General features: G+C 72.1%; 27 protein-coding genes. 13 read left to right on the forward strand and 14 right to left on the reverse strand.

What is annotated here, in order from left to right; translation table 11 throughout:
* Nucleotides 1–31: 31 nt before the first annotated feature.
* Together SNE206_RS15990 and SNE206_RS15995 are read left to right on the forward strand one after the other, a co-directional pair.
* On the forward strand, nt 32–1,204 hold the full coding sequence (locus SNE206_RS15990; protein ID WP_407914025.1) for a tyrosinase family protein: 1,173 nt from the start codon (nt 32–34) through the stop codon (nt 1,202–1,204).
* 309 nt (nt 1,205–1,513) lie between these two features.
* Nucleotides 1,514–2,170, forward strand: coding sequence for a flavodoxin family protein (locus SNE206_RS15995; RefSeq protein ID WP_407914026.1), 657 nt, complete (start codon nt 1,514–1,516; stop codon nt 2,168–2,170).
* Here the strand turns inward: SNE206_RS15995 and SNE206_RS16000 are convergent.
* Genes SNE206_RS16000 through SNE206_RS16025 form a run of 6 tightly spaced genes read right to left on the reverse strand, consistent with a single transcriptional unit; the run spans nt 2,113 to nt 7,243 of the window.
* The gene (locus tag SNE206_RS16000; RefSeq protein WP_407914027.1) at nt 2,113–2,649 is read right to left on the reverse strand and encodes a hypothetical protein; all 537 of its coding nucleotides are present in this window, start codon (nt 2,647–2,649) and stop codon (nt 2,113–2,115) included. The two genes, SNE206_RS15995 and SNE206_RS16000, sit on opposite strands and share 58 nt — an antisense overlap.
* Nucleotides 2,639–3,031: a carboxymuconolactone decarboxylase family protein gene (locus SNE206_RS16005; RefSeq protein ID WP_407914028.1), complete on the reverse strand. Its 393-nt coding sequence runs from the start codon at nt 3,029–3,031 to the stop codon at nt 2,639–2,641. Before SNE206_RS16005 ends, SNE206_RS16000 begins: the two co-directional genes overlap by 11 nt.
* Complete coding sequence (locus tag SNE206_RS16010; RefSeq protein ID WP_407914029.1) at nt 3,006–4,244, reverse strand: MFS transporter; 1,239 nt, start codon at nt 4,242–4,244, stop codon at nt 3,006–3,008. Before SNE206_RS16010 ends, SNE206_RS16005 begins: the two co-directional genes overlap by 26 nt.
* Nucleotides 4,245–4,251: 7 nt before the next feature.
* Nucleotides 4,252–4,764, reverse strand: a complete 513-nt coding sequence (locus tag SNE206_RS16015) for an aromatic-ring-hydroxylating dioxygenase subunit beta (RefSeq protein ID WP_407914030.1) — start codon at nt 4,762–4,764, stop codon at nt 4,252–4,254.
* Nucleotides 4,761–6,080: an aromatic ring-hydroxylating oxygenase subunit alpha gene (locus SNE206_RS16020; RefSeq protein WP_407914031.1), complete on the reverse strand. Its 1,320-nt coding sequence runs from the start codon at nt 6,078–6,080 to the stop codon at nt 4,761–4,763. Before SNE206_RS16020 ends, SNE206_RS16015 begins: the two co-directional genes overlap by 4 nt.
* Nucleotides 6,077–7,243: a glycosyltransferase gene (locus SNE206_RS16025; RefSeq protein WP_407914032.1), complete on the reverse strand. Its 1,167-nt coding sequence runs from the start codon at nt 7,241–7,243 to the stop codon at nt 6,077–6,079. The genes SNE206_RS16020 and SNE206_RS16025 overlap by 4 nt, the downstream gene beginning before the upstream one ends.
* A 1,408-nt stretch (nt 7,244–8,651) precedes the next feature.
* On the opposite strand from SNE206_RS16025, the gene SNE206_RS16030 reads away from it, so the two are divergent.
* Together SNE206_RS16030 and SNE206_RS16035 are read left to right on the forward strand one after the other, a co-directional pair.
* On the forward strand, nt 8,652–8,870 hold the full coding sequence (locus SNE206_RS16030) for a hypothetical protein (RefSeq protein WP_407914033.1): 219 nt from the start codon (nt 8,652–8,654) through the stop codon (nt 8,868–8,870).
* Between the two features lie 302 nt (nt 8,871–9,172).
* Nucleotides 9,173–9,511: an RNA polymerase-binding protein RbpA gene (locus SNE206_RS16035; RefSeq protein WP_407914034.1), complete on the forward strand. Its 339-nt coding sequence runs from the start codon at nt 9,173–9,175 to the stop codon at nt 9,509–9,511.
* Between the two features lie 231 nt (nt 9,512–9,742).
* Here SNE206_RS16035 and SNE206_RS16040 read toward each other — a convergent pair whose 3' ends face one another.
* Together SNE206_RS16040 and SNE206_RS16045 are read right to left on the reverse strand one after the other, a co-directional pair.
* Entirely contained in the window at nt 9,743–10,639 is an 897-nt protein-coding gene (locus SNE206_RS16040; RefSeq protein WP_407914035.1) for an RNA polymerase sigma-70 factor, read from the reverse strand.
* Between the two features lie 296 nt (nt 10,640–10,935).
* Nucleotides 10,936–12,141, reverse strand: a complete 1,206-nt coding sequence (locus SNE206_RS16045; RefSeq protein ID WP_407914036.1) for an NAD(P)/FAD-dependent oxidoreductase — start codon at nt 12,139–12,141, stop codon at nt 10,936–10,938.
* Nucleotides 12,142–12,747: 606 nt separating this feature from the next.
* Between SNE206_RS16045 and SNE206_RS16050 the strand changes: the two genes are divergently transcribed.
* The 3 genes from SNE206_RS16050 (at nt 12,748) to SNE206_RS16060 (ending at nt 15,308) form a co-directional block, all read left to right on the forward strand.
* On the forward strand, nt 12,748–13,167 hold the full coding sequence (locus SNE206_RS16050) for a hypothetical protein (protein ID WP_407914037.1): 420 nt from the start codon (nt 12,748–12,750) through the stop codon (nt 13,165–13,167).
* A 369-nt stretch (nt 13,168–13,536) separates the two neighbouring features.
* The gene (locus SNE206_RS16055) at nt 13,537–14,412 is read left to right on the forward strand and encodes an NAD(P)H-binding protein (protein WP_407914038.1); all 876 of its coding nucleotides are present in this window, start codon (nt 13,537–13,539) and stop codon (nt 14,410–14,412) included.
* A 167-nt stretch (nt 14,413–14,579) separates the two neighbouring features.
* Nucleotides 14,580–15,308 carry a TetR/AcrR family transcriptional regulator gene (locus SNE206_RS16060; RefSeq protein WP_407914039.1) on the forward strand — a complete coding sequence of 243 codons (729 nt, stop codon included), beginning with the start codon at nt 14,580–14,582 and terminating at the stop codon, nt 15,306–15,308.
* 237 nt (nt 15,309–15,545) lie between these two features.
* Here SNE206_RS16060 and SNE206_RS16065 read toward each other — a convergent pair whose 3' ends face one another.
* Entirely contained in the window at nt 15,546–17,105 is a 1,560-nt protein-coding gene (locus SNE206_RS16065; RefSeq protein WP_407914040.1) for an alpha-L-arabinofuranosidase B, read from the reverse strand.
* Nucleotides 17,106–18,215: 1,110 nt separating this feature from the next.
* On the opposite strand from SNE206_RS16065, the gene SNE206_RS16070 reads away from it, so the two are divergent.
* The 3 genes from SNE206_RS16070 (at nt 18,216) to SNE206_RS16080 (ending at nt 19,037) form a co-directional block, all read left to right on the forward strand.
* On the forward strand, nt 18,216–18,431 hold the full coding sequence (locus SNE206_RS16070) for a hypothetical protein (protein WP_407914041.1): 216 nt from the start codon (nt 18,216–18,218) through the stop codon (nt 18,429–18,431).
* A 224-nt stretch (nt 18,432–18,655) separates the two neighbouring features.
* The gene (locus SNE206_RS16075; RefSeq protein WP_407914042.1) at nt 18,656–18,787 is read left to right on the forward strand and encodes a hypothetical protein; all 132 of its coding nucleotides are present in this window, start codon (nt 18,656–18,658) and stop codon (nt 18,785–18,787) included.
* Entirely contained in the window at nt 18,780–19,037 is a 258-nt protein-coding gene (locus tag SNE206_RS16080; protein ID WP_407914043.1) for a hypothetical protein, read from the forward strand. The genes SNE206_RS16075 and SNE206_RS16080 overlap by 8 nt, the downstream gene beginning before the upstream one ends.
* Before the next feature lie 349 nt (nt 19,038–19,386).
* Here SNE206_RS16080 and SNE206_RS16085 read toward each other — a convergent pair whose 3' ends face one another.
* Nucleotides 19,387–20,301 carry a hypothetical protein gene (locus SNE206_RS16085; RefSeq protein WP_407914044.1) on the reverse strand — a complete coding sequence of 305 codons (915 nt, stop codon included), beginning with the start codon at nt 20,299–20,301 and terminating at the stop codon, nt 19,387–19,389.
* Between the two features lie 431 nt (nt 20,302–20,732).
* Here SNE206_RS16085 and SNE206_RS16090 point away from each other — a divergent pair, with 431 nt between their 5' ends.
* A complete protein-coding gene (locus tag SNE206_RS16090) occupies nt 20,733–21,101 on the forward strand; it encodes a carboxymuconolactone decarboxylase family protein (RefSeq protein ID WP_407914099.1) in 369 nt (122 codons plus the stop codon).
* Between the two features lie 144 nt (nt 21,102–21,245).
* Here the strand turns inward: SNE206_RS16090 and SNE206_RS16095 are convergent, their stop codons facing one another.
* Nucleotides 21,246–22,424: an FAD-dependent oxidoreductase gene (locus SNE206_RS16095; protein ID WP_407914045.1), complete on the reverse strand. Its 1,179-nt coding sequence runs from the start codon at nt 22,422–22,424 to the stop codon at nt 21,246–21,248.
* A gap of 99 nt (nt 22,425–22,523) precedes the next feature.
* Here SNE206_RS16095 and SNE206_RS16100 point away from each other — a divergent pair, with 99 nt between their 5' ends.
* Complete coding sequence (locus SNE206_RS16100; protein ID WP_407914046.1) at nt 22,524–23,234, forward strand: TetR/AcrR family transcriptional regulator C-terminal domain-containing protein; 711 nt, start codon at nt 22,524–22,526, stop codon at nt 23,232–23,234.
* 108 nt (nt 23,235–23,342) lie between these two features.
* Here SNE206_RS16100 and SNE206_RS16105 read toward each other — a convergent pair whose 3' ends face one another.
* Both SNE206_RS16105 and SNE206_RS16110 read right to left on the reverse strand, forming a co-directional pair.
* Complete coding sequence (locus tag SNE206_RS16105) at nt 23,343–23,690, reverse strand: DUF1330 domain-containing protein (RefSeq protein WP_407914047.1); 348 nt, start codon at nt 23,688–23,690, stop codon at nt 23,343–23,345.
* Between the two features lie 216 nt (nt 23,691–23,906).
* Complete coding sequence (locus SNE206_RS16110) at nt 23,907–24,527, reverse strand: L-threonylcarbamoyladenylate synthase (protein ID WP_407914048.1); 621 nt, start codon at nt 24,525–24,527, stop codon at nt 23,907–23,909.
* A gap of 157 nt (nt 24,528–24,684) precedes the next feature.
* Here SNE206_RS16110 and bla point away from each other — a divergent pair, with 157 nt between their 5' ends.
* The gene (gene bla, locus SNE206_RS16115; RefSeq protein ID WP_407914049.1) at nt 24,685–25,599 is read left to right on the forward strand and encodes a class A beta-lactamase; all 915 of its coding nucleotides are present in this window, start codon (nt 24,685–24,687) and stop codon (nt 25,597–25,599) included.
* A 66-nt stretch (nt 25,600–25,665) separates the two neighbouring features.
* Here bla and SNE206_RS16120 read toward each other — a convergent pair whose 3' ends face one another.
* On the reverse strand, nt 25,666–25,995 hold the full coding sequence (locus tag SNE206_RS16120; protein WP_407914050.1) for a hypothetical protein: 330 nt from the start codon (nt 25,993–25,995) through the stop codon (nt 25,666–25,668).
* Nucleotides 25,996–26,082 lie beyond the last annotated feature (87 nt).

Below are 26,082 nucleotides of genomic sequence, written 5' to 3' on the forward strand. Positions count from 1 at the left end.
CACGCGTACGGCAGGACAGCAGGGAACAGCCATGACTCTCGTCCGCAGGAACCAGGCCATGCTGAGTCGCAAGGAGAAGGCCGAGTACGTCCAGGCCGTGCTGAGACTCAAGAAAACGGGCGTCTACGACAACTACGTCACCGAGCATGCGGCCATCACCTACTACGGCCACGGCGGTCCGAGCTTCCTCCCCTGGCACAGGGAATTCCTGAGAAGGTTCGAACTGGCCCTGCAGGAAGTCGACTCCACGGTCACGCTGCCCTACTGGGACTGGACGGTCGACAACGCCGTGAACGCGTCGATCTGGGACGACGTCTTCATGGGCGGAGACGGGGAGCCGGGTGACAGGAAGGTGACGACCGGGCGGTTCGCCGGCAAGGAGGGCAACTGGAAGTGCCTCCCGATCGGCGGCGAACCGGAGTACCTCACAAGGGAGTTCGGAGTCCAGATCGGCAGCCTGCCGACCGTGCAGGACGTCGACGAGTGCCTCCAGGTCATGCCGTACGACTCGCCGCCGTGGGACGGGACGAGCAGCCCGAGCTTCCGCAACTTCCTCGAAGGCGGGACCGGGCCGAACATCCACAACCGGGTGCACCTGTGGGTCGGTGGACAGATGCTTCCGCTGAGCTCGCCCAACGACCCGGTGTTCTTCCTGCACCACGCCAACACCGACCGCCTGTGGGCCCGGTGGCAGACCGAACAGCGTGCGCCGTACGAGCCGCAGGAAGGCGGCCCGCAGGGGCAGAACGCGGGCGACGCCATGATCCCGTGGGGCGGCGACACCACCATCGACAGCGTCCTCTACCACCGCGACCTCGGCTACATGTACGACACGGAGGAGCCCGTGGCCGAAGGGGACCGCATGCTCCCGGGTGACGTCCTCTATCCCGGCGGCTCGCTGGAGTACCGGGACGGCAAGCTGCTCCTGTACACCTTCAGCTACACGCCGGAGGGGGCTCTGGTGCTGGCCGACATCCGCAACAGCCGTGAGCTGTGGAACACCGGCCCGCTCCCCGGCACCCCCGGCCGGCTGACCATGCAGCCGGACGGCGACCTCGTCGTGTACGACAGCGACGGCACCAGGAGCTGGAGTTCGCAGACCGCGGGCAACCCCGGAAGCCGCTTCTACGTCACCTTCCGCGGCACGGCGGCCATCTACGCCCCGGACCCCGACCGGGAGACCTGGTGGGAGCCGAAGGGCTGACCCGACGGTGGACCGGGAGGGCGGCCGCTCGGCATCCGACACCTCGTGACGGCGCACCGTGCCCGACAGGACCGCGCGTCACCGGACCAGCCGCGACAACGCTCCACGGCACATGTGTACATGGGCACATGGGTACATGGGTACATGGGCGTACGGGCGTACGGCCTCCTCCGCGGGCGGGCCCTGGTCGGTACCCGTTCCGGTGGCGCGCGATCGGGGGTAGGTTGAGGCTGCCTCAGTCTGCGGCCACGGGGCTTCGCCCGGTGGCCGGCCGTGGGTGGTGCTGAGCGGACCGGGGAGGCCCTTCGAATGAAGATCGTCGCGTTGTCCTGTACGCAGAAGCGCCTCACGTCGACGACCGACGCGATGCTGGAGGCGGCGATCTCCGGCCTCGTCCGGGAGATCGGTGACGCGGAGATCCAGCGGATCCGGCTGATCGACCATCACATCGCGATGTGCGAGGCCGAGGACACCTGCCTCGAACCCGGGATGGGCCGGTGCACGCTCGACGACGACTTCGACCACATCGTCGGCCTGGCCGAGGGTGCGCAGGCGATGCTGCTCGCCATGCCGGTGTACGCGGGGAACGTGCCCGCGGTGCTGAAGATCTTCCAGGAGCGCCTGAAGTGCTTCATGAACGCCGGGCAACGCCCGTTCGGCAACCTGCTGGTGGGGACGATCGTGCATTCGCGCACGATGCTGACCGAGCCCGCACTGGGATCGCTCTACCCGTGGTACCTGCGCCTGCGGAACAAGAACGTGGCGTCGGCGTGCTTCAGCCAGAACGGTCATCAGGACCTGACCCGCACCGCGGCGCCCGACATGTGCGTGGCCGTCGGCCGGCAACTCGGCATGACGCTGGACGTCAGCCGGTCGACGGCCGACGGCCGCACGGTACTGCCGCTGGTTCAGTCGCCGGCCCGTCCGCGGTGCGGTGACCCGGCCGCGTCCGCTCCCACGGCGTGAGGGGATTCCGCGCGCCAGGTGCACCCGTCGCCCGCCTGTTCGCACGACACCGTGACGTCCGGTTCCACGAAGCGGGCGGCGATGGCGGTGTTGAGTTCCTGACAGTACGGGCACGGTGACGAGAACGTCAGGACGACGCCGGCGCGTTCGGCCCGTTTGCGGTACCGGAGGATCCCGCAGTCGGTGTTGCGCAGGACGGTGCCCGAGGGCTGGGGTTCACTGGTCACCGCCGAGTCGTACAGCAACAACTGGCGCTGCAGCCGGGTCATGAAGTGATCGGTGGCGGACACCCCGGTGGGCCGCTGCGCTTGCAACAGCTCCGCGGTGATGCGGGAGTTCGCCTGGATCCACGCGGTCAGGCCTTCTTCGCCGTGCTCTCCCAGGACGAACTCCTCTGCGGCCGCCTGGGCCTCGAAGAACCGCTGGCGCCACAGGTCTACCTTCTCGGCCGGGTCGAGGGGAGGCGGTTCACCGGTCATCGTCCGCGTCCTTCCCGGTGGCGCCGTCCAGCTCGGCGAAGACCTCCTGGGCGACGCGCAGCCCGTTGTTGGCGACCGGCCAGCCGCCGTAGTAGGCGAGCTGGATGATGACTTCGACGATCTTCTCCCGCGACATCCCGAGGTGCAGGGCGGCACCGATGTGGCCGCGCAGCTCCCAGTCGGTCCGCGCCAGCGCGACCGCGGTCAGCGCGACCAGTTCGCGCTCCTCGACGCTCAGGTGCGGGCGGGTCCAGATCTCGCCGAACAGGTGGTCGACGGTGATCTGCAGGAACTCCGGGTAGGAACCCGGGCGCGGTTCGCGGCCGAAGACCTGCTGGAACATGGCCTCGCCCTGCTCATGTCGGGCAGACGGCTGATTCATCGACTGACTCCTCTGTGTTGGCCGAACTCGTTGTCAACGTCCACGACGCCACGAAGGCGACGACCAGCAGCGCGGCGCCGCTGCCGAAGGCGGCCGGAACACTCACCCGCTCGGCGACGAGCCCGACGACGACCGGTCCGACCGCGGCGCCGACATCGGTGCACATCGAGAAGACGGCGACGCCGCTGCCGGCCCGGCCGGCGACGACGTCACCGATCAGCGCGGCGGGTGCGGCGTTGAGCAGTGCCGATCCCGCCGCGTACACACCGAGCAGGACGACGAGCCAGGCGTAGCCGTCCACGAACACCAGGGCCGTGATCGCCGCCGCAGCCACACCGGTGCCGGCGATCATGGCGGGCCGACGGCCGGCCCGGTCGACGGCCCGGCCGGCCGGCATGATCAGCAGCGCCTGGACGACGGCGGACACCGTGAACGCCCACCCGACCCACGTGACGTCGTGCCGCCACGCCACCACCACCGCGGGCACCAGCGCGCTGCGCAACCCGAACAGGACCCATCCCTGCGCCGCCGCCGCGAGGCAGGCCACCACGTAGCGCCGGTCCCGCAGCAGGACCGGTAGCCGCACCACGTCACGGCCGGGCTCCGCACCGGCAGTTCGGCCGGTGCGGAGCACCGCCTGCGTCAGCACCGCGGCGGCCAGCAACAGCACGGCGTACGCCACGAACGGCGCGGACAGGGCGATGAGAGCGAGGAGCCCGCCCAGGGCCGGTCCGCAGATCCCGCCGAGCAGGAAGCCTGCTTCGAACACGGCGCTGGCCCGGCCCCGCCGGTCGGCCGGCGCGATCGCCAGGAGTGTCGCCAGTGCGGACACCGAGAACAGCACCGAGCCGACGCCGCCGAGACTGCGGAACACGAGCAGTTGCCCGTAGGACCCGGCGAACGTCGTCAGGGCCGAGGACACCGCACACAGCAGCAGACCGGCGACCAGGACCCGCCGCTCCCCGAAACGGACTGCGAGCCGGCCGCAGAACGGACTGGTGGCCAGCCGCATGAGCGCGAACAGGGCGACGAGCACGCCGATCCGGGTGGGCCCGGCCCCGAACGTCGCCGCGTACAACGGGAGCACCGGGAGCACCAGTCCCAGGCCCAGCATGACGCAGCCACCGACGGCACTGAGGACATAGACCTCGCGGGGGAGGCCCGGCTGGGCGGCGGCAGCGGGTGGGACGCTGCCGGGGCCGGCCGCTGTCACTGTCCGTTCACAGGATGATGCTGAGCTTTCCGTGCTCGTACAACGTCTCGTGGTCGAGCACCACGAGACGTCTCCGGACCCGGAACGACTCTCCCTCGACGACGAGTTCGAACCGGTACTTTCCGACGTAGGCGTCGGAGCGCCCGTGCCCGAACCGGTGCACGACGACGTTCGCGGCCACGTCGAGGTGCGTGCCCCGGTCGGCCAGGATCTCCACGTTGCTGATCATCCGATTCGTCCGCGACCGGGGGTTCTCGCACCACACCTCACCGTTGAGGAGCTGTTCGATCCGCTGGCGCAGCCGGGCGGCGTCGTCGTCGATGAGCCCGAGCGCGTCGGCCGACTCGCCGCGGACGTCGGTGGCCGGCACCGAGTAGCGGATGTCGGCGGTCAGCACCTCGTCGTACCACTCGCGCAGGCGCCACTCGTCGAGCAGCCGCGCCTCACGGAAGAGGAACTGGCTCACCCGGTGCCACAACTGCACCCGGACCGCTTCGTCGACCGTCAGTTCGGTGGTCATCGTGGTTCCGCCCCTTGCATCTCGGCCCGGTGCGCGACGTCGAGGTGACCGTCGTCGCCGTGCATCAGCCGGTCCCACTGCCGCCAGAACTCGCGGGCGGGAAGCTCGTCGGTCGTCTCCGGGACCTCCTTGTTCATGCCGCGTGACAGGTCCGAGTAGCGGACCGTGCGGTTGAGGTAACCCCGCTGGCACGACTCGATGATCTCGATGTCGTCGGGAGTGGCGAAGCCGGCGGGGCCGAGGAACGTCAGGTAGTGACTCTTGCGGAGTTCCCGGATGTCCGGATCCTCGTCCTTGGGAGCCAGGGCGACCGAGGTGATGGCCATCCGGTCGGCGCCGATCGGGTCGATCTTGCGGATCGTGATCGCGATCGCGTCGATGATCATCAAGTTGGGGAAGATCAGCACCGCACGATTGGTGCCGGTGATCCGTTCGGCGCGTTCGGCACCGAACCGCTCGACGAACCGTGCGGCCGTCGCCTCGATCCGCGGCCGGACCTCGGGGCCGAACATCGGCGTCCAGTAGGCGAGCGGGCGGGCTGCCGCCGGTGGCAGCTCGTTGGCCCCGTGCCCCAGTCCGAGGGCGCAGCCGAAGCCGCCCCGCCGTCGTGGCGGCACCGACCCCAGCGACTCCATGTAGCTGACGTAACGCTTGTGCAGGGCCCGGAAGTGGTAGATGTCGACGCTGTTCTCCATCATGAGCTTCCAGTTGGCCCGGGCCCCGTGGAGCTGTGCACCCTGGATCACCTCCATCCCGGCCTCGGACTGGTCGTCGATCAGATCGAGGTAATCCGTCGCACCCGCCAGGTACTCGGGCAGGGTGCGCGGCTGCTCGGGATCGAAGGTGGCGAACACGAAACCGCGGTAACTGTCACTGCGGTGCTGCGCCAGGCCGAAGTCCGCCTTCCGGAAGCCCGGCCCGTACCCGTCCGGGATCGGAACCCCGACCAGGTCGCCCTGGTTGGAGAACGTCCAGTCGTGGTACGGGCACCGGAACGATCGTGCCTGGCCGGCCGGTTGCGAGCAGATCAGGGCCCCGCGGTGGGGGCAGCTGTTCGCGAACACCCGGATCACCCCGTCGGACCCGCGCGCCATGACCACCGGACGTCCGCCGACGTCGCGTGCCACGTAGGCGCCCGGCCCGGGCACCTCCGACTCGTGCCCGACGTACAACCAGCAGCGGTCGAAGATCCTCGTCATCTCCCGTGCGGCCAGGTCGTCGTCGGTGTAGGCACGGCGATCCACCCGGAACGAGAGGCGTTCAAGGTCATCGACCACGATCGGGTCGCCCACCGGCCGATGCAGTTCGATCGTCACTGCTCCCCCTTTCGCTGAAGCGTCTCGACCGTGCTGATGACCAACTCGGCCGTGCGCGCGGCGGAATCGCCGCACTCCGGCTGCGCGGCGCGCAGCCGGGCCCGGTAGTCCCGGGCGGGATCGAGCAGATCGGTGACGGCGTCGGCGACCGCCTGCCCGGTGACGCCGGCCGGCTCCAGCGCCGTCCCGAAGCCCGCGCTGCCCACGAAGTGCGCCTGGATGGGCTGGTCCACGGCCAGCGGGATCACCAGCATCGGTGTTGCCGCCCGGATCGACTCCGCCACGGAGTTGTACCCGCCGTGGGTGATGAACACGTCGGCGCGTTCGAGCACCTCACGCTGCGGCAGGTACGGGGCGGTGATCACGTCGTCGGGCAGGGCGAGTTCCTCGGCGAGATCCCCCACCGCGGCGATCACCTGGGCACCGGTCGCCGCCGCCCCGGTGATCACCGTGCGCAGCAGGTCCGGCCGCCGGTAGAAGATCGTGCCGAAGGAGACGTACACCACCGGGCGGTCGGGGTCGATCCGGTCCAGGCCCGGGAAGGCCACCTCGTCGCCGCGGTCCCCCGCCGCACCAGGCAGCCCGACCAACTGCACGCCGTCGTCGGTGACCGCGTCGTCGCCGACGAGAGCAGGAATCGTCGGCATCAGGTTGAGGATCGGCGAGCGCGCCGAATGGGTCCGGGTCGACCACAGCACCCCGTGCCCGGTCAGGTAGTCGCCGACCTGATCGTCGTACGCCCAGCGGCCCCGCCGGTGCTCGCTCGGGCACACCCCGCCCAGGTTGGCCCAGATCATCCCGTACGGCACGCCGGACACCCGTGCGCCGACCATGGCCGACGCCGTGACCGGCAGCGAGTCGACGAGCACGAAGTCCGGCGCCGTCTCGCGCAGCGCGTCGGCCGTCAGCCCGGCCACCGGCGACGACCGGAGCATCGGGCCGATGTTCGCCGGGTCGCCGCTCCACGGCGCCATCTCGACCTGCCCGATCGCGTGGACCTCCGCCTTGCCCAGGGCCTGGCGGCGCTGCTCGTCGAGCGCGCCACCGTCCGCGGACAGCAGCAGCAGCGCAACCTCGCTGCCGGCGGTTCGGAGCGCATTGACCACCGGAACATACGGGTTCAGATGACCGTGTTGAGTCGTGGTGAGAAGGGCGACGCGCATCAGATCTCCGATCCATCGAAAGAGAACGACCAGGCCGACCCGGGATCCGGCTCCGGACGCACCACAACAGCCACGACCGCGACACCCCCATGCCTTCGGAAACGAGTTGGGACGGCGACGCGCGAACGGCGGAACTCCGCCCCCGGACAGGCGGGAACGCCCGGCAGGTGAAAGTGACCGTCGACGTCCAGGTACTACTACGAGGATCTGCGCATTCCCTGCCGTCGCTGGAGGGACAAATCGATCGATGTTACTCGGAACAACCTCGGAACAACCGGGTTCATCACTGCCTCGGGCAGTTCCGCAAAGCCTGCCGGGATGTGCAATCGATGTCAATGCCCTGTAACTGTCGGCTATCACGGCCCTGTTGGACGGAACTTCGACCGGGCTCCGGCGGAGTTGTCATTTGACCGTTTCAGGCGATTCTGAGCAGTTGGAGTGGCCGGTCTGGATTTCGGCTGTTGTGGCGCAGGGCTGCACCGCTCAGGCCGGTGACCGCGCGGCCGGTGGACCGGCAGTCGGCGGCGGATCGTGGTGCGTGCGCGGCGCGGGGGAAGGCCGGAACGTGCACCCGTCCGGAGCCTGATGGAGCATCGGTGGACGGATCCCGGAACGCGCCCGGCCCGGCGAGGACCCGCTGCGGCGCATCGGCGGCCGATCCCGCGCCCGCCGCCGCGGAGCGGGCGCCGGGCGGCACCGCCGCGACGGCAGCGGCCGGGACTCCGGGCACCGCACGGCCGGCACGTCGATCACCGATGATGATCCCGACGGGCGTGGTCCTCCTCGATCTTCCCGGACTCGACATCCGGACGAGTGCCGAAAGGCCGCGCCCGTCTCTGTACCGCCATGATTCGGAGCATCCTCACCCAACCACTCACAACGGTCATATCGCTGCGTTGCCGGAGGCCTGGACCTGGTCCCGGTCCTGGTCCTGTTCCTGATCCCGGCCCTGATCCCGGACCGGCACGGTACTGCGTGCCGATCGCTCGATCGAGAACCGTCGATGAATCCCGAAGAATGTCGGCGGGAGCGTGTGCGTGAGCAGGGTTCGGATTCCGTGACGAGATTTATTCGTTCGTTGCCAATGGCTGATTGTTCCTGCGTGCGGACGGGTTCTTGACGGCGCAGCGGAAATCGACCGAAAAGAGGGTCGATGGACTTCTTCCGGGAGGGGGGAAATCGTCTCGCTGCCTCGACGGGCGCATGTGAAGCACCGGGCAGTCCTGGTGGTGTGAACGACACCGATGCCGAGGGCGGCGCCGTGCGACCGAGCGGACGGCGGCCGTGGAAGGGCGGCGCACGAGGCGAACCACCGGCGCCGATCGCCGGACCGGCGGGTGCCCGTACGCGCCGTCGCGGGGCGGCAATCCGGTCGAGAGCGCACGGCCCGGGGTGCAAGACTGGGATCATGACCCTCGACCGTCGCAGCCTCGGGCTGCCCGTTTTCTCCGAGCCCGCTGCCGAACTGCCCCTCCCCGCGCAGAGCGGTGGCCGTCGGCCGTTGCCGGTGGAACAGGGCGCCGCCTTCCGCGAGCCGCCCGGTGAGGACGTGGCCGTGCCTGTCCCGGTCCGCCGCCCCCTCGCTGTCGACGGCCTGACGTTCTCGGACCCGGACCGGCCGATCTGACCGGCGGTGGGTGATCTGTCGCCGGGCATGTCACCCGCGCGTCACCCCACGTGCCACCCGGCACGGGCCAGGCAGGCCGGCCCGGCGGCCGGAGGAACGGCGCCCCGCCGGGCCGTACCGGCCCCGGCTGCCGCCCCGGTCCTGGCGTTCTCGGCGCCGCGAACAACAGGTGCTCGGCCCGTCGGCGACGGGCCGAGCACCCGCGGGGGGACCGCGGACTGTGTGTGCACCCGCGGGTGGCCTTACGCTTGGCGTCCCCATGCACATCCGAGGCGTGGACATCGTGGCCTAGGAGAGCGAACGTGGCACAGGGACGTAGCGGTATCAGGGGTGCCCGAATCGGTTCGGGGCCGATGGGCGAGCCCGAGCGTGGTGACCTCGCTCCTCGCACAGTGGCGTCGTTCTGGTGCGGCAACGGCCACCACACGCAGCTCAGCTTCGCGGTCGAGGCCGTGGTCCCGGAGACGTGGGACTGCCCCCGGTGCGGCCTGCCCGCCGGCCCCGACCCGGACAACGTGCCCGTCGCTTCGGGCAACGCCCCCTACATGACGCACCTGGGCTACGTCCGGCAGCGCCGCACCCAGGAGGACGGCGAGATCCTGCTCAACGAGGCGCTGGCCAAGCTGCGCGGGACCATCTGACCCTGCGGGTCGGCGCCTGCGGGCCGTCCACCGTCGCGCCCGGCGGAGGCGGCCCGTGTACGACCCGGCCGGGCCCGCCGCGCGGCCGGACGGGCCCGCCGCGCGGGAGCAGCCCGGCCCCGTCCGAAGTGCGCACCCCCCGGACGGGGCCGGGTCGGCCCGGGCCCGTCCGGGCCGGCGGAGTGCCCGAGCCCGGCTCCGTCGGGCTCGGGGCGGCTCGCCGCGGGGAGCTCACCGCAGGGTGAGCGGCGTCTCGGATGCGAGACGGGTCAGCTTCTCGGGGTTGCGGACGTAGTAGAGACCGGCGATGCGGGCGTCCTCGATGCGGATCGCCATGATGCCGTCGATCTGCCCGTCCAGGTGGACGACGAGTGCCGGGTTGCCGTTGACGACGGTGGGGGCGGCGGTGATCGTGTTCCCGTTCTTGCTGGTGCCGCCGAGGTAGAAGCGCACCACCTTGTCGGCGCCGGCGACCGGCCGCAGCGCGGCCCGCCTGACGCCGCCGCCGTCGCTCACGAGGACGACCTCCGGGGCGAGGACGTCCATGAGGCCCTGCGGATCCCCGGTTTCGAGCGCGCGCCGGAACGACTCCACCACCGCCCGGGCCGTCCTCGGGGAGACCGCCCGGCGAGGACGGCGGGCATCGACGTGCCGGCGGGCGCGGTGCGCGATCTGGCGGACGGCCGCGGGGCTCTTGCCGACGGCGGCCGCGATCTCGTCGTAGCCGACGTCGAAGGCCTCGCGCAGCACGAAGACCGCGCGCTCGGTCGGCGACAGGGTCTCCAGGACGAGCATCATCGCCATCGACACGCTCTCGGCGAGCTCCACGTCCTCGGCCACGTCCGGCGCGGTCAGCAGCGGCTCGGGCAGCCACTGGCCGACGTACGCCTCCCTGCGGCGCTGCATCGTACGCAGCCGGTTGAGCGCCTGCCGGGTCGTGATCCGCACCAGGTAGGCGCGCCGGTCGCGGACCTGCGCCAGGTCGACCTCGACCCACCGCAGCCAGGTCTCCTGGAGGACGTCCTCGGCGTCGGCCGCCGACCCGAGCATCTCGTAGGCGACGGTGAAGAGCAGGTTGCGATGGGCGACGAACGTCCCGGTCGCCGGGTCGGTGTCGTGGTCACTCATGGTCCGGTCCCTCTCCTGTGCGGTCGGCGCCGGTCGACGGCGGCCTTCGAGTGTGCATCCACAGCGAGGTCCCCCTCGTCGGCAGCCGTTCGATCATGGCCTGCCCGTCCGGTGCGATCGAGAGGGGGACACCGTCCGGCGCACGGCGGTGACACGCCGGGCCGGCGACGGTCCGCCGTCCGGACGGCCACCGGTGAACGCACGGGTGGGGCAACGCCCCTGACGGCACGGCATGTCGTCGCCCGCGTGCGCTGAAGGACCGTCGACAGCCGTCCGGACCGGCACCGAACGCCTCGTCAGGCCGTCGGCCGTACGGTCGCCGGCGCCTTGCCGCGCCGGGCCTGCAGCGCCTGCCCGCGGGCGGCACCGCCCGAGACCCGGTGCAGGCCGTACGAACCGGGCTTGCGCGCCTCGTCCGCCAGGTGCTTGACGATGCCCTTGACCACGAACTCCTTGAGCTTCGCCCCAGGACCACCACCGACGTGGAACCACAACGCGTCGTCGTTCCTGCGGGCGAACTGGAAGATGCCGGCGCGACGGCCCAGACTGATGCACTGGCCGGCGAACACCTGGTTGAGGGCCGACGGCTGCTCACCCGCGATCCGGCTGAGCACCGTGTCGGCGGCCCGCGCGCCCAGCGGCATCGCGGCCTGGCAGCTCATCCGCAGCGGCAGGTCCGACGGCGCCGCCGAGTCGCCGGCCGCGACGATGCGCACATCGTCCACGCTGGTCAACGTCTCGTCGGTGAGCAGCCGGCCCAGGGCGTCGGTGCTCAGCCCGCTGCGCGCGGCCAGGTCCGGCACCCCGAACCCGGCGGTCCAGACGGTCACCGTGCTCGGCACCTCGCGGCCGCTGCCGAGCTGCACGGCACCGCGCGTCACCGCCGTCACCTTCGTGCCGGGGCCGTCGAGCACGGTCACGCCGAGCGCGGCCAGCCGCCCGGCGACCGAGCGCCGCCCCCGCGGGTGCAGGTACGGGCCGAGCACCCCGCCGCACACCAGGGTCACGGTGTGGCCCGCCTCCGCCAGCTCGGCGGCGGTCTCGATGCCGGTCGGCCCGGCCCCGACCACCGTCACCGGGGCCGACGCGGGCGCGGCGTCGAGGATCGACCCCAGCCGCTGCGCCTCCTCCAGCGAAGCGATCGGACAGGCGAACTCCGCCGCTCCGGGCACGCACGGGTCGGCGCTGCCACTGCCCACCGCGTAGATCAGGTAGTCGTAACCGACCGTGCCGCCGCCCGCCAGCTCCACGCTGCGCCCGGCCGCGTCGATCCGCGTCACGGTGTCGACCACCAGCTCGACGCCCTCGTGCAGCACGTCCCCGTACTCGACGACCGCGTCGTCGGACCCGCCCACCAGCTGGTGCAGGCGGACCCGGTGGACGAAGCTCCGGCGCGGGTTGACCAGCGTCACCGTCACGTCGTCGCGCTGCGTCAGACGATTGGCCGCCATGACGCCTGCGTAGCCGCCGCCGATCACGACCACCTCGGTGTTCCCGTTCACGGTGTCTCCTTCGTTTCGAGCGATTCGGTCGAGCGATCCGGTCACAGGACACCGGGCGGTCGATCGCTGTGACAGCATGTGAGCCGGATCACTCCGCCTGCATGACCGCCGGCGGCCGCCCACCACATCTGCGACCCCGCTGCCGTCTGCGCGCGTCGCGTCCCTCCCGCCGTTCCCGGGCCGCCGTTCCCGGGCCGCCGTTCCCGGGCCGCCGAACGGGCGCGGCGAACAACGCTCCGGCGGTGGCGCCTCTCCGCAGGCCGGGGCGGCCGGACGCGGAGGGGATCCGTACGGTGCCGCCCTCCGTGCACAGGCCGGGCCGCACCCGCCGCTTCGGGTCGCAGGACCCGCCGGTCGTGCCGGTGGGGGAGCGTGCGGCGCGGGAGCGGCCTCTTGTCGGCACGCGGATGTCATGGTTTGATCACGACGATTCTTGTGGGAGGCCGCCGGCGGTGAGGCGCCGCACCGACGTGTGCGGACACCTCGCGGACGGCGGAGTCGTGTCGGGGGGTGAGGGGCTTGTTCGCGGATGCCGATCCGGCCGGGGGAGTCGACGAGCCGACTCCGGCGGAGCTTCGTGACCTTCAGGCGCGTACGGACGCCCTGGTGCGGGACGTCGCCGTGATGCGGGAGCGGTTGAGGCAGCAGCCGGGTCTGCCCCGCGCCGTGCGGGGATCCCTGCCGGGGGCGGTGGACGACGCCCTCGTGCAGGCGTCCCGGCGGATCGGGGCCGCGGCCGAGAGGCTGGCGCGGGTCCGTGCGGCCCAGTGGCCGGGGTCGTGCACGGCGTGGTGGGGGATCTGCCCGCGCTGCGGATCGACGCTGAGCGCGGAGGACGGCTGCTCCCGGTGCGAGGAGTGCGGCACCGGGTGGGGCTACGACCGGTCGCAGGGGCCGTGCGGGGAGCCGGGGATCTTCCTCGCGATGGATGCACAGGGCGGAACGGTCGTCGTCTGCGGCGCGCACGGCCGGTACATGCAGCAGCGCCTCGACGGCGGACTGCTGCTGGAGATCCCCACGTCGTAGAGCCACGGGCCCGGCCGGCCGGCTGTGGCCCCTGGCTGCGGGGGAGTGCCGGTCGCCCTGTCCTGCTGCGACGGGCGCCGTGTCCACGGCCGCAGCCGATGGGTGGCGGGTGCCGGCGAGTTTGCCGACCGGAGCCCGGTCGGTGCGCTGCCGAAGGAGGTCGGACGGACCGGCCGTGCCGAACGCGAGTCCGTTCGTTCCCTGCCGGGGCGGAGTGGTGGGCTTCGTCGTTTCCAGTGATAGCAGTACGCGGCTATCGGCTTGCGAAATCAGTGGAAACGTTCAATGATTATCAGTGGAAACGATGTCGCGCCGAGGCCTGCCCGCCGGGGCGTGCTCCCGTCCGACACTGCACCACAGGAGACTTCCGTGATCGTCATTACCGCTCCCACCGGCCGGATCGGCCACCAGGTCGTCGATGCACTGCTCGCCGAAGGCCGGCCGCTTCGGGTGATCGCCCGCGATGCCGCCCGACTGGCTCCGCGGACGCGTGAGCGGGTGGAGGTGGTGCAGGGCTCGCACAGTGACCCCGAGGTGCTGGCCGAGGCGTTCGAGGGTGCCGACGGCGTCCTGTGGCTCGTGCCGCCGAACCCCCGCGCCGACGACATCCACGACCACTACCTCGACTTCACCCGTGCAGCCTGCGACGCCTTCAAGGCCCGGGGCGTCGAGCGCGTCGTCGGCGTCACGAGCCTGGGCCGCGCCTACGGCAAGCCCGCGGGCCTGCTGTCGCCCGCGTTCGCGATGGACGACATGATCGAGAGCGCCGGGGTGAACTACCGGGCGCTGGCCATGCCGTTCTTCATGGAGAACCTCCTCGGTCAGGTCGAGGCGATCAAGGCGCAGGGGATGTTCTTCCTGGCGAACTCCGCGGACCGTCCGCTGGCGGTCGTCGCCACCCGGGACATCGCCGCAGTCGCCGCAGACCTGCTCTCCGACGGCTCCTGGAACGGGCAGGCCACCGTTCCGGTCGTCGGTGACACGCTGTCCCCCGACGCCATGGCGCAGGTCCTGTCCGAGGTGCTGGAGCGCCCGGTCCGCTTCCAGCGGGTCGACGAACAGGCGTACAGGGCGACGATGATGCAGTACGGCCTGAGCGAGGCCTGGGCGCAGGGCCTGGTCGACATGGCCGCCGCGCAGAACGACGGCATCTACGACGCGGAGCAGGAGGCGCCGGCATCGCCCGCCCCCACCGACTTCCGCCGGTGGTGCCAGGACGTGTTCAAGCCCGCCTTCCTGGCCTGAGCCCGCCCCCGTGCTGCCCTGCCCTGCGTGTTGCCCTCCGCGGCCGTCCGGCCCTGCGTGCTGCCCGCCGCGATCGTTCGCGGCGGGCAGTCGTGGCCTCCGTTGCCGCCCGGGCCCGTCCGTGACGGCTGTTCAGTCGGAATCGAAGGTCTGTTATCGTCGGAAACATGGAGACCGAGAAGCCCGCCGGCGTCGACAAGCACCGGGAGCGGGTCATCGCCGCCGCGACGAAGCTCCTCGCCGAGGGCGGCCGTGAGGCCGTCTCCACGCGCGCCGTCAGCACGGCGGCCGGCACGCAGGCCCCCACCATCTACCGCCTCTTCGGGGACAAGCAGGGACTGCTCGACGCGGTGGCCGCCCACGGGTGGGCCCAGCACCTGGAGGAAGAGGCCGCCATCCGGCCCACGGGTGACCCCGTCGAGGATCTGCGGACCGGTTGGGAGCTGAACATCGCCTTCGCGCTGGCCAACCCTGCCCTGTACTGCCTCATGTACGGCGAGCCCCGTCCGGGCGGGGCCGCCTCGCCCGCTGCCGCGGCCGCCTTCGCCCACCTCTCCTCCTACATCCGCAGCGTCGCCCAGGCGGGCCGTCTGCGCGTCGGCGAAGAGCGCGCGGCCCGTCTCGTCCAGGCCGCCGGCAGCGGAACCGCACTCGCGCTGATCGCCACGGCCGAGGACCAGCGTGACCTCACCCTCTCCGACCTCGCCCGCGAGGCGGTCATCGCGGCCATCACCACCGGCCCGCCCACCGAGGGCTCGCCCGGCCAGGAGCCGCCTGGCCCGGCCGGCGCCGCGGTCACCCTTCGGGCAGTGCTTCCGCAGACCTCCGCGTTGACCGCCAACGAGCGCGGGCTCCTGGAGGACTGGCTCGACCGCATCGCCGGCGAGCGGCCGTAGCGGTCCTAGCGGCTCCGGGAGCCGGTTCCGGCTGCCCGGAAGTACGCGGTTGTACGCGGCTGTACGCGGCTGTCACGGCTGTCACGGCGGGACCGGGGTGGGCGAGGCGTGCGGGGCCGAGGCCGGCGGCCGGCCCGGGGGCGGGCGCCGGGGGGGGGGGGGGCGGGGGGGGGGGGCCCGGCGCGGGCGGCCGTCCCGGGGACGGCCGCCGGCGGTTCGGGGTCAGAGGTTCGGGGGTCAGGGGGTCCAGGGAGAGGCGACCACCCAGCTGACGTCGTCGGCCCAGAGGGCCGTGGCGTCGAAGGTGTTGGAGCCGCCGTTGGAGGCGACGTACCCGGTGTTGGCGTAGTGGCGGATGTAGCGGTCGGCGAAGTTGTAGGAGATCAGCGAATTGCCCTGGCCGTTCACGCCGGCCTGCGAGCAGAAGGTGGCGTCGTTGGCGAACAGGACGCTGCCGTCGTTGGGGTGCAGGTAGAGCTGGAAGTTCTGGTGCCGCAGGTAGTTGCCCGGTGTGTTCTTCGACTCGAAGGAGCGGCAGGCGCTGTTGGCCAGGCCGGGCCGGACGATCCAGGAGGCGTTCGCCTTGACGGTCGCCGAACTGGCGGAGGTGACGGCCGCGGTGGCGACGCTCGTGCCGGAGTGGCTGAGGTAGCTGGTGGTGCAGCAGGCGGTGGTCGCCCGGAGCGAGATCGACGAGCCGGAGTTGAGGGCGGTGCCGCCGCCCGAGCCCTGCGCGTAGCCGGCCGCGACGATGTTGGCCTGGACGGAGTTCTCGGTGGCGTCGGAGGGGTAGCCGGAGGTCATGACGCCCTCGTAGAAGGTGCCGGCGGAGCTGTTGCTGTTGTCGCCGCCGATGCCGAGGATGATCGCGCCCTCCTTCTTCATCGGGTTGTAGCCGGAGGCGTTCGGCCGGGTCCCGTTGTAGTAGGTGGACAGTGCGCCGGACTGTCCGTTCCCGGCGCGGATGGACCAGTGGTTCGGCTCGCCCTTGACGATCGCGGTGAGGAAGCGGTGGTTCACGGTCGGGTCGTTCGCGTTGTAGCCGGTGTTGACGCCGGAGAACAGGCCGTTCTCCAGGTCGGCCATCACCCAGGGGCCGTTGCCGGCGCCGGAGCCCCAGCCCCGGCTGTTGCCGAAGTAGATGGTCTCCATGGTGCCGTTGCCGTTGTCGCGGCTGTTGGTCTCGGCGTTGCCGTAGTCGAAGCAGCAGCCGTCGTTGTAGTGCGTGCCGTCGAAGAGCGCGTACATGCCCTCGGGCTGGTCGCCGGTCGCGATGCCGTTGGTCGTGTTGTTGCGGTAGCCGGTTCCGGGCGAGACGAAGACGCCGTAGGCGCGGTTGCCGTTGAGGGTGACCGGCGCCATCGTGGCGTTGGCGAGCTTGTCGTAGCCGCCCGCGGCGGGCCCGTTGAATCCGCCGGGGGGTGCCTGGGTGAGGCGGTTGTTGCGGCCGGTCTGGTCGTAGATGACCGTGATGACGCAGCTCGTTCCGGCGCAGAACGAGTCCTGCGCGGCGGCGTTGGCGTATCCGCCGGCGCTCAGCACCCCGATGTCGCGGGTGGTGTTGTCCGAGGTGCGGCGCACCTGGTAGAGCGCCCCGTTGTAACTGCCGTACAGGGCACGGGTGGTGCTGTGCGCGGCGACGCACGGCGTGCCGCCGGCGGCGTAGAGGTCGCAGGGCTGGGACGTCGCGGCCTGCGAGACCGCGCTGCCCGAGAGGGCCCCCGCGACCAGCGCAGCGGCGAAGGTTGCCGTCAGTACGGCGGCACGCCGGCGAAGGACAGACCGGAGTCGTTTCATTTCTCTCCTCGATTCCTGGGTGGTGTACGGAAGTTCCGACGCACGGGGTGGCCCGGACCGGAGCCCTGTTCGGGCCGGCCTGACGCCACCGGCCGTAGCGGTCAGGGTGGGAGCAGTCGTTCCCGGGCGTCGTCGGTGGTGGGCGCGTGGCGCGGTGCGGGACGCGCCCCGGCAGGGGCGGAGCAGGTGCACAAGGAGTTCCGGCAGCAGTGCCGTTGCTCTCCGCCCGGGGCTGCGAGGGGGTTCGTCCGCGTGGGGGTCTCCTTGGGGTGGGTGGCCGGGAGTGCTCGGTCGGGACGGGCGCGGTGCCATGACGGGGCGGCGCCGCCTGGTCCACACGTGCGGCCGACACGGAAAGGGGCAGCAGGAAGCTCCGCGGGCCGTGAGGGGCGCGGTACTGCAGGCGTTCGAGAGCTTTTCGGCCGCCGCTCGGGCAGGCATCACGCCCCCGGAAGGTGCGAACGGCCGCCGGCCGGCCGTGGATCCGGGTCGAGCGCGCGCTCGGTGCGCCGTCAGGTGGGTGGGGTCCATCCGGCGGCTGTGGAGGCAGTGCCGATGATGCTGCTACGGCGGCGTCGCAGTGCCACACGTGGTGGCGGGCAGCCGGGCGCTCCGAGCCGGAGGCCGTGAGCTCGGAGAGCGCCGCCGCGCAGAGCATGGTTCGCCGGGGGAACCATCGACGGGCTCTGTGGGGCGGGGTGGTGCCGTGCGTCGTGCGCCGGTCTCCTGAACGGTTCTGTTAGCGCTAACAAATCTGACGTGCCGTCGAGCTGGGGGGTGGGTGCTCGAATGGCACAGACGCTAAACCGCCGGGCGTGGGCGCACAAGGGTTTCTTCCAACTCTCCCGAAGTGTGCCTGGGGGCAGGGCCGTTCGGCATTCCCGGAGCCGGCCCGGCAGCCGCTCGACCGGCGGTGCACACTCTCGCGCAGCCGTGAGGACGCTGTCGGCCGAGCCGACGCGTTCCCGGTGCGGGTGCGGGTGCGGGTGCGGGTGCGGGTGCGGGTGCGGGTTCCGGTGCGGGCCGGTAGCCGTCCGGATCGGCTCGGGGCTGCGCCGTTCGGGTGTTCGTGGGGTTCGGCGCAGCGGCCGGATGGGCACAGCCTCAGGCATGACGACTCTCCAGACCGGTCACCGCCACGGCCGCCCGGCCGCGCCCACCGCATCCACACCTGCTGCCACGGTCCGCGCCGCGAAGCCGTCGGCCGCGGCCCGGCCGTACGGCGGATGCTGCCGGACCTGGGCCAGCGAGCACATCTCCCGGGGCAGCCTGGTCGTCCGCACCATCTGGCACGAGCCGGCGTGCAAGACCTGGGGACGGCCGTGACCGTCCCGCCCCGACCACTCGGATCGGTCGGGGCGGTCAGGGCGGTCGGGGCAGCCCGGGCGGCCGCAGCGCTCCCGCCGCTTCGGCATCCCCGCCAGGTGGGCGACAGGTTCGCCGAGGGGCGGAGCGCGCAACCCGCGCCGACCGGGGTACCGAACCCGCACCGGTTCCCGGTCGCCCTGCGCTAGCCTCGTAACTCCGGCCCCGGCGCTCTGGAAGACGCGATGCGAATGGTGTTCGACCCGACCGAGAGCGACGGCTTGCGTGCCACGGCCCGGCACGCCGCTCCGGAGGGCGCGGCAGGCCGCGGCCTTCCCGGCACCGCCTCGGCCGACGGCGAGCAGTACGTTGCCTGACCGCCTGCCGCGCCGGGCGGTCATCACGTTCCACGAGGTCGCCGAGCGCCAGATCGCCGGGATGGACGACGCCGCGCTCGCCCGGCTCGACCCGCACCTGGACACGATCGCGCTGTCCCCGAGGACCACGGGCGTGCAGATGCGCCCGGACAGCCCGGTCCGCGAGTACGCCAAGGACGGCGTCCGGATCGCCTACGTCTCCACCGTGCTCGGCACGGTCGTGCTCGTCGCCTACGTCGAGCTCGACTGACCCCTCCGCGCAAGCCCGTTCGGCACGGGCATGCCGATCGCGCGCCCACGGTCGACGATGTCGCGCTGCGTTGCCGGTCCACACCCAGGACCCCGGACCCCACACCTGCGGCCCCCCGGCCCGCCACCCCCGGGACCCGGGCAGCAGCAGGCCCCGGCACCGCAGGGTGCCGGGGCCTGCTCGGCCGCCCGTCGTCCGGCCGACCGTGATCAGGGTCAGGGGCGGGCTCGGACCGCCCCCGGTGGGTGCCGCGGCGCCGGGCAGCCCGCCACCGTCCCCTCCGTCGACCGCGTTCGGCACCGCACGGCGTGGCCTCCCGGTTGCCGCCGGTGCCGCCCGGGCCGAGGGATCAGCCGGCCACCGCCACGTACAGGCCCCGGCCGCTGCGCCGCGCCCTGTCGGCCTTGGCAAGGCGTTCGAGCATGGTGCGGACCGCGTTCACCTTGCCGGTGTCCTGGTCGTCCAGGCCGAGCAGGCCGGCCACCTCCCGGGCACGCAGCGGGCCGGTGGCCGCGGAGAGGGTGGCCAGGACGCTCTCGGCGTCGGTCAGCCGCCTGCGGCGGCCCGCCTGCGCCGGAGCGGGGGGTGCCTCTTCCGCGGGCACGGCCTTCCCGGCCGAGGGCACCGCCTTCTTCGTCGCCGCCTTCTTCACCGCGGCGGGCTCCTTGGCCGCCGTCTTCCTGGTGGCGGCCTTCTTGGCCGGGCTCGTCCTCGCCGCGACGGCGCCGCTCGCTGCGGGCACCTCGGCCGCCGCCGAGGCGGGGGCCTCTGCCACCGGTTCGGCCGGAGCGGCCGCAGCGCTCCTGCCCGAGGGGGCGGCCTTCTTGACTGCCGTCTTCCTGGTGGTGGTCTTCTTCGCCGTGCTCTTCGGGGTCCGCCGGCGGACGGGCCGTGCCGCGGCCGACTCGGGCGGGGCCGACGCCTGCCCGGCCGCCGTACCCTCAGCGGCCACCTCGACCACCTCTGTCACCTCGGCCACCTCGACCGCTGCCGAAGTGGCTTCCGGCGCGGGCAGTACGGCCGTCACCTCCGCCGCCGACGCTGCTGCGCCCTGCCCGCTCGGTGAGGCGCCGTCCAGGGATGCTCCGGACAGCGTCGCCAGGCCCTGCAGCACGCTGACCATCGCGTTCTCCTGCGCGACGACGCCGGCGAGTTCGTCCTCCAACTGCCGTCGCCGTTCCCGCACTTCGGGCAGCCTGGCCTCCAGCAGGGCGATCGTCGATCCCACACCGCTGTCCGTACCGAACGTCTCTCCGCTTGCCACAAAGACTCCTGTCGCATCGTCAGCCACTGTTCTTCACAGCAAATCTACGACCGGAATACCCGAATGCCACAGGGATTCGCATAATCCGCCCCTTCCGGTACCTGTGCGCACCCGGTGCGGCCGGGCATCCCCGGCCCGGGACGGCGGTGTCGGCGTTCTGCGCCACGGGTCGCACCCGGCGTACCCCGTCGCGGTGGCGACCTGCTCGCGGTCGTGTGCCGCAGCGGACACCGGAACGCTGTCACACGGCCGTTGTCGGCCGGCCGCGGTTTGCGTCGGAGTGCGCTCCAACACCTACGGTGGGTTCTGTTCGCACCCGGTCCCTTCTGTCGGAGGGGCGGGCAGGATCACGACACGGGGAGCTCGCCTTGGCCGCTGACACCACGTCCGCGCACGACCGTCAGGACCGTCAGGACCGTTTCGAGCGGGGCATGGAGGTCCTCGCCCGGATCGACGGGGAGGCCGGCAGCCGGGTGGTGTCCGCGCTCGCGGACGTCTCCCCGGAGCTGGCGCACCAGATCGCGGCCTGGGGGTTCGGCGAGATCTACTCCCGTCCCGCCTTGCCGCCCCGCGACCGCCAACTGGTCACCCTCGGCATGCTCACCGCACTCGGCGGATGCGAGCCCCAGCTTGAGGTCCACGTCAACGCCGCCCTCAACGTGGGCCTGACGCCCGAAGAGATCGTCGAGGCGCTGCTGCACTCCGCCGCCTACTGCGGATTCCCCAAGGCGATCAACGCCACCTTCGCCGCGAAGAAGGTCTTCGCCGAACGCGGCCTGCTGCCCGTCCACGGCGGCTGACCCCGACCATCGGGATCACCATCGGGATCACCGTCCCGATCTCTGCGGCCGACCAGGCCGATTCGGCCGACCCGGCCGACCCGGCCGCTCCGCGTACCCCGGGAGCGTGGCGCGCGGTCGCACAGGGGCCGTCGGCGGGGCGGCTCAGGGCCGGGCCGGTGCCCCGTCCTGGTCCTGCTCCTGGCCCTGCTCCTGCTCCTGGGGACCGCCGTTGAAGAGGTCGATGAGTCCGAACGGTGCGCGGTCGCCGAGGCAGAGGTCCAGCATTTCGTGGGCGTCGGCGTAGAAGGGCTCGGTGCGGGCGAAGAGTGCGTCCTCGTAGGCGGTGAGTGCCGCTTCGATGTCGTCGGGCTGCGCGGCGATCGCCTTGGCGAGTTCGGCGCCGTCGAACATCGCCAGGTTCGCGCCGTCGCCGGACGGCGGCATCAGGTGCGCGGCATCGCCGAGGAGCGTCACCCCGGGCACGCGGTCCCAGCGGTGTCCGTCCGGGAGCGTGTGGATCATGCGTGCGACCGGGGCGGTCTCGCCGTCGGTGATCAGCGCGGTGAGTTCCGGTGCCCACCCGTCGAACTCGGCCGCGACCCGGGCGGTCGCGGTGGCGGCATCGGTGAAGTCGATGCCGGCGATCCACTCGGCGGGGCGGCTCAGCTCGACGTACGTGTGCAGGATGTTCCCCGCCTCGCGGTGGGCGACGATCCCCTTGCCCGGGGTCAGTGCGTACATCGCGCCGACACCGACGGCCTCGGCCGTCGCGGTGTGCCGCTCGTCGGCGTCGTACAGGTAGGTGTCGATGAACGTCGTGCCGATGTACTCGGGCACGGCGTCGGAGAGCAGCGGGCGGACCTTCGACCAGGCGCCGTCGGCGCCGACGAGGAGGTCGGTGGTCACGGTCGTGCCGTCGGCGAAGGCCAGCTCGTGCCGGCCCCCGCCGAGGGGCCGGACGCCGGTGACCTTGTGGCCCCACCGGACGGTGCCGGCCGGGAGCGAGTCGAGCAGGATCCGGCGCAGGTCTCCGCGGAGCACCTCGGGACGCTGCGCCGTGCCGTCGTCGGGGGCGTCGTGCAGCAGCTTGCCGTGCCGGTCGAGCACGCGCAGCGCCTCGGCGCCCTCGTGGATGATCGCGCGGAACTCGTCGGTGAGACCGGCGTCGGCGAGTGCGCGCTGTCCGTCCTCCTCGTGGATGTCGAGCTGGCCGCCCTGCGTACGGGCCTCCGCCGAGGTGTCGGCCTCGTAGACCGCCGCGGGGATGCCGTGGACGTGCAGGACGCGGGCGAGGGTGAGACCGCCGAGTCCGGCGCCGATGATCGTGACGGGGGTGTTCATGGTGACTCCTTCGGGTCGAGGCCGCGGTGAGGTCCGGCGGCCTCTCTGGAATGTCGTTCCATTGTTGGAGTGGCGTTCCAGATATGTCAAACTGTTCCCATGACAACGCGGACACGCCGGTCGCAGCGGCGCACGGAAGCCCTCTCCCGGGAGCGCATCGTCGAGGCTGCCGTCGAACTGCTCGACACCGCGGGCGAGGGCGGGCTGACCTTCCGGGCGCTGACCGAGCGCCTCGCCACCGGGCCCGGGGCGATCTACTGGCACGTGGCGAACAAGGGCGAGCTGCTCGGCGCCGCGACCGACGCCGTCGTCGCCGCCGCTCTGGCCGTCGAGCCCGCCGTGTCCGGGGACTCGCCGCAGGACGGGATCCGCACCGTCGCGCTCGGCCTGTTCGACGCGATCGAGCAGCACCCCTGGCTCGCCACGCAGCTCTCGACGCAGATCTCCCGCAGCCCCTGGGGGCCGGTGGCGCCACGGATCTTCGAAAGCATCGGCCGGCAGGTCCACGCGCTGGGCGTGCCCGAGAGCAGCTGGATCACGGCGTCCTCGGCGCTGATGCACTACATCCTCGGCGCCGCCGGCCAGAACGCGGCGAACGTCGAGGGCGCCCGCGCTCTCGGGCACGACGCGGACCGCGCCGAGTTCCTCAACTCCGTATCGGCCGCGTGGGAGGCGCTCGACCCCGACGACTACCCGTTCACCCGGGCCGCCGCGGACCAGTTGCGCGGGCACGACGACCACGAGCAGTTCCTCGCCGGGATCGACTTCATCCTCTCCGGCATCACCGCGGTCCGCCCGCCCGCCACGTAGCCGCCCCGACGGTCACCGGCACGGGCACCACGGCCCACGGCCCACGGCCGTCACGTCGAGGACGACAGGGCCGGCGACGGCGACAGGACCGGCGGGGTACGGGTGGGCCTACCGGGCGGACGCGGCCTTGCGCACCGCCGCAGCGGTGGCGGTCGGGTCGTAGCCCCCGGGGACGCCCTCGACGATGATGATGTCGCCCGCGACGTGCCGGGAGCGCAGCGGTGCGATCTCCCGGTAACCGGGGGAGTCCCACCAGGCCCGCGCATCGTCGATGGTGGGGAAGGCGATGACCACGACGTGTCCGGGCCAGCCGCCCTCCTTGACCTCGTGCTGCGCGGCGTGCACCAGGAAGCGGCCGCCGTACGGCTCGAAGGTGTCGGTGATGCGCTCGATGTACTCGGCGATCTCCGGGTGCGGGTCGGCCTCGCGCAGATGGGCTATGGCGTACGCCGGCATGGCATCCTCCGGTTCGGTCCGACTCCGTGGACCGACGATCCTTGCACACCGGCACTGCGGGGTCCACGATCTGACGGCCGGTCGGCAACCGGAGCAGCGCCCGGTCCGCCGAGGAGGGCGGCACGTCCCGGCTCCCGCCCGACCGGTGGTGGCCGGCGGGGATGCCCGGAGGCGCCCCCGCCATGACGGCCTGTCAGCCGAACCGTGCCCGCGTCGTCACTCGAAGCGCGTCACGTCGCCGGCCCCGCGCCGGACGATCTCCACCACGTCGCCGGAGAAGTCGACGACCGTCGTCGGCTCCGTACCGCAGTCGCCGGAGTCGATCACGGCGTCCACCACGTGGTCGAGCCGCTCCTTGATCTCCCACCCCTGGGTCATCGGCTCGTCCTCGCCGGGGAGGAGCAGGGTGCTGGAGACCAGCGGTTCGCCGAGTTCGGCGAGCAGGGCCCGCGTGACGGCGTGGTCGGGGATCCTGACCCCCACCGTCTTCTTCTTCGGGTGCATCAGGCGGCGCGGGACCTCCTTGGTGGCGGGGAGGATGAAGGTGTAGCTGCCGGGCGTCGCCGCCTTGACGGCGCGGAAGACGTCGTTGTCGATGTGGACGAACTGCCCCAGCTGGGCGAAGTTCTCGCACATCAGGGTGAAGTGGTGACGGTCGTCGAGCCGCCGGATCGACCGGATCCGTTCGATGCCCTCCTGGTTGCCCAGGCGGCAGCCCAGGGCGAAACAGGAGTCGGTCGGGTACGCGATGAGGGCCCCGGACCGGAGGCTGTCGACCACGGTGCCGATGGTGCGGGCCTGGGGAGTCTGCGGGTGCACGTCGAAGTACTTCGCCATTGGTCGACCCTACGGGATCCACCCGGCCGGCGGGAGCGACCACCACGCCGGGCGTCGGCGCCCTCGGGGTCCTGCGCGCCCCGGACGGGGGAGGAACGGGTTCGGACAGGCTGGAAGGGGCAGCCGCCATGTCCGGTGGCCGCACGAGCGGAGGAGCATGGCCATGGAGTCGCAGCCGGGTCGGCGTGGGGTTCTTGCCGGGGTCGCCACGACGGCGTTCACCGCCGTGTTCCCCACCGGGGGAAGGGCTTTCGCACAGGGCACGGACGGCAGGGGCGTCGCCGGGCGGCTGCGTGGTCTTGAACGGGCGCACTCCGCGAGGCTGGGAATCTTCGCGTGCGACACGGTCACGGGCCGGACCGTGACGTACCGCGCGGACGAGCTGTTCCCGATGTGTTCGACGGTCAAGACGATCGCCGTCGCCGCGGTCCTGCGGGACCTCGACCGGGACGGCGAGTTCCTCGCCGAGCGCATCCGGTACACGGAGCAGGACGTCACGGAGTCGGGGTACGCGCCGGTCACGGGCCTGCCCGCCAACCTCGCAGCCGGCATGACGGTCGCCGGCCTGTGCGCGGCCGCGATCGACCACAGCGACAACACCGCGGCGAACCTCCTGCTGCGCGGGCTCGGCGGCCCGGGCGCGGTCACCCGCTTCTGCCGTTCCGTCGGGGACGGGGTGACGCGGCTCGACCGGTGGGAGCCCGAACTGAACTCGGCGGAGCCGGGGCGGGTGACCGACACTTCAAGCCCCCGCGCGATCGCCCGGACCTACGCGCGCCTCGTCCTGGGAAACGCCCTCGACCCGCGGGACCGCGAGCGGCTGACCGGGTGGCTGCTCGCCAGCACGACCAGCGGCAACCGCTTCCGTGCGGGGCTGCCCGTGCAGTGGACCGTCGCGGACAAGACCGGTACCGGCAGCTACGGCACCACCAACGACGTCGGCGTCACCTGGCCCCCCGGCAGGGGACCGATCGTGATGGCGGTCCTGTCCACCCGGCGCGACGCCGCCGCACCCGCGGACGAGCCGCTGGTCGCCGCTGCCGCCGCGCTGCTGGCAGCAGCACTGGGCTGACCGCCGGCACCGCCGGACCGGGGTGCAGCGGCGCCGCCTGCTGCGCCCCGGGTACGGCGCTGCAGGTCAGCAGGAGGAGACGAAGCCCGCCGACCGGTCGAGATGGAAGGAGGGCCCGGAGATCCCGGGTGTCCAGCCGGAGGCGAGAGCGGTGCGGATGCCGGCTGCCACCTCGGCAGGCAGGACGGGCCTGCCCCGGGCGCTGATCCAGTTGCTCAGGTGCGGCCGATCGGTGCTGACCAGCAGGACGGGGCCGGTGGTACCGGCGTGCTCGACCGCGTAGGTGAGCGGTGCCCAGACCAGCCCCTGGTCGTAGGTCGGCCGTCCGCGCAGTCGCCAGCGGTAGGTGGTGCCGTCCACCGTGATGAGCCGTGATCCCTTTTTGACCAGTGCCATGCCCGCGCCCCTTCCCCGGGCCGGCCGGCCCGGGGCCGACCGTACCGTGCGAACTCGCTTTCAGGGGGAGGACATGTGACGATCCGG

The organism is Kitasatospora sp. NE20-6 (assembly GCF_045862635.1).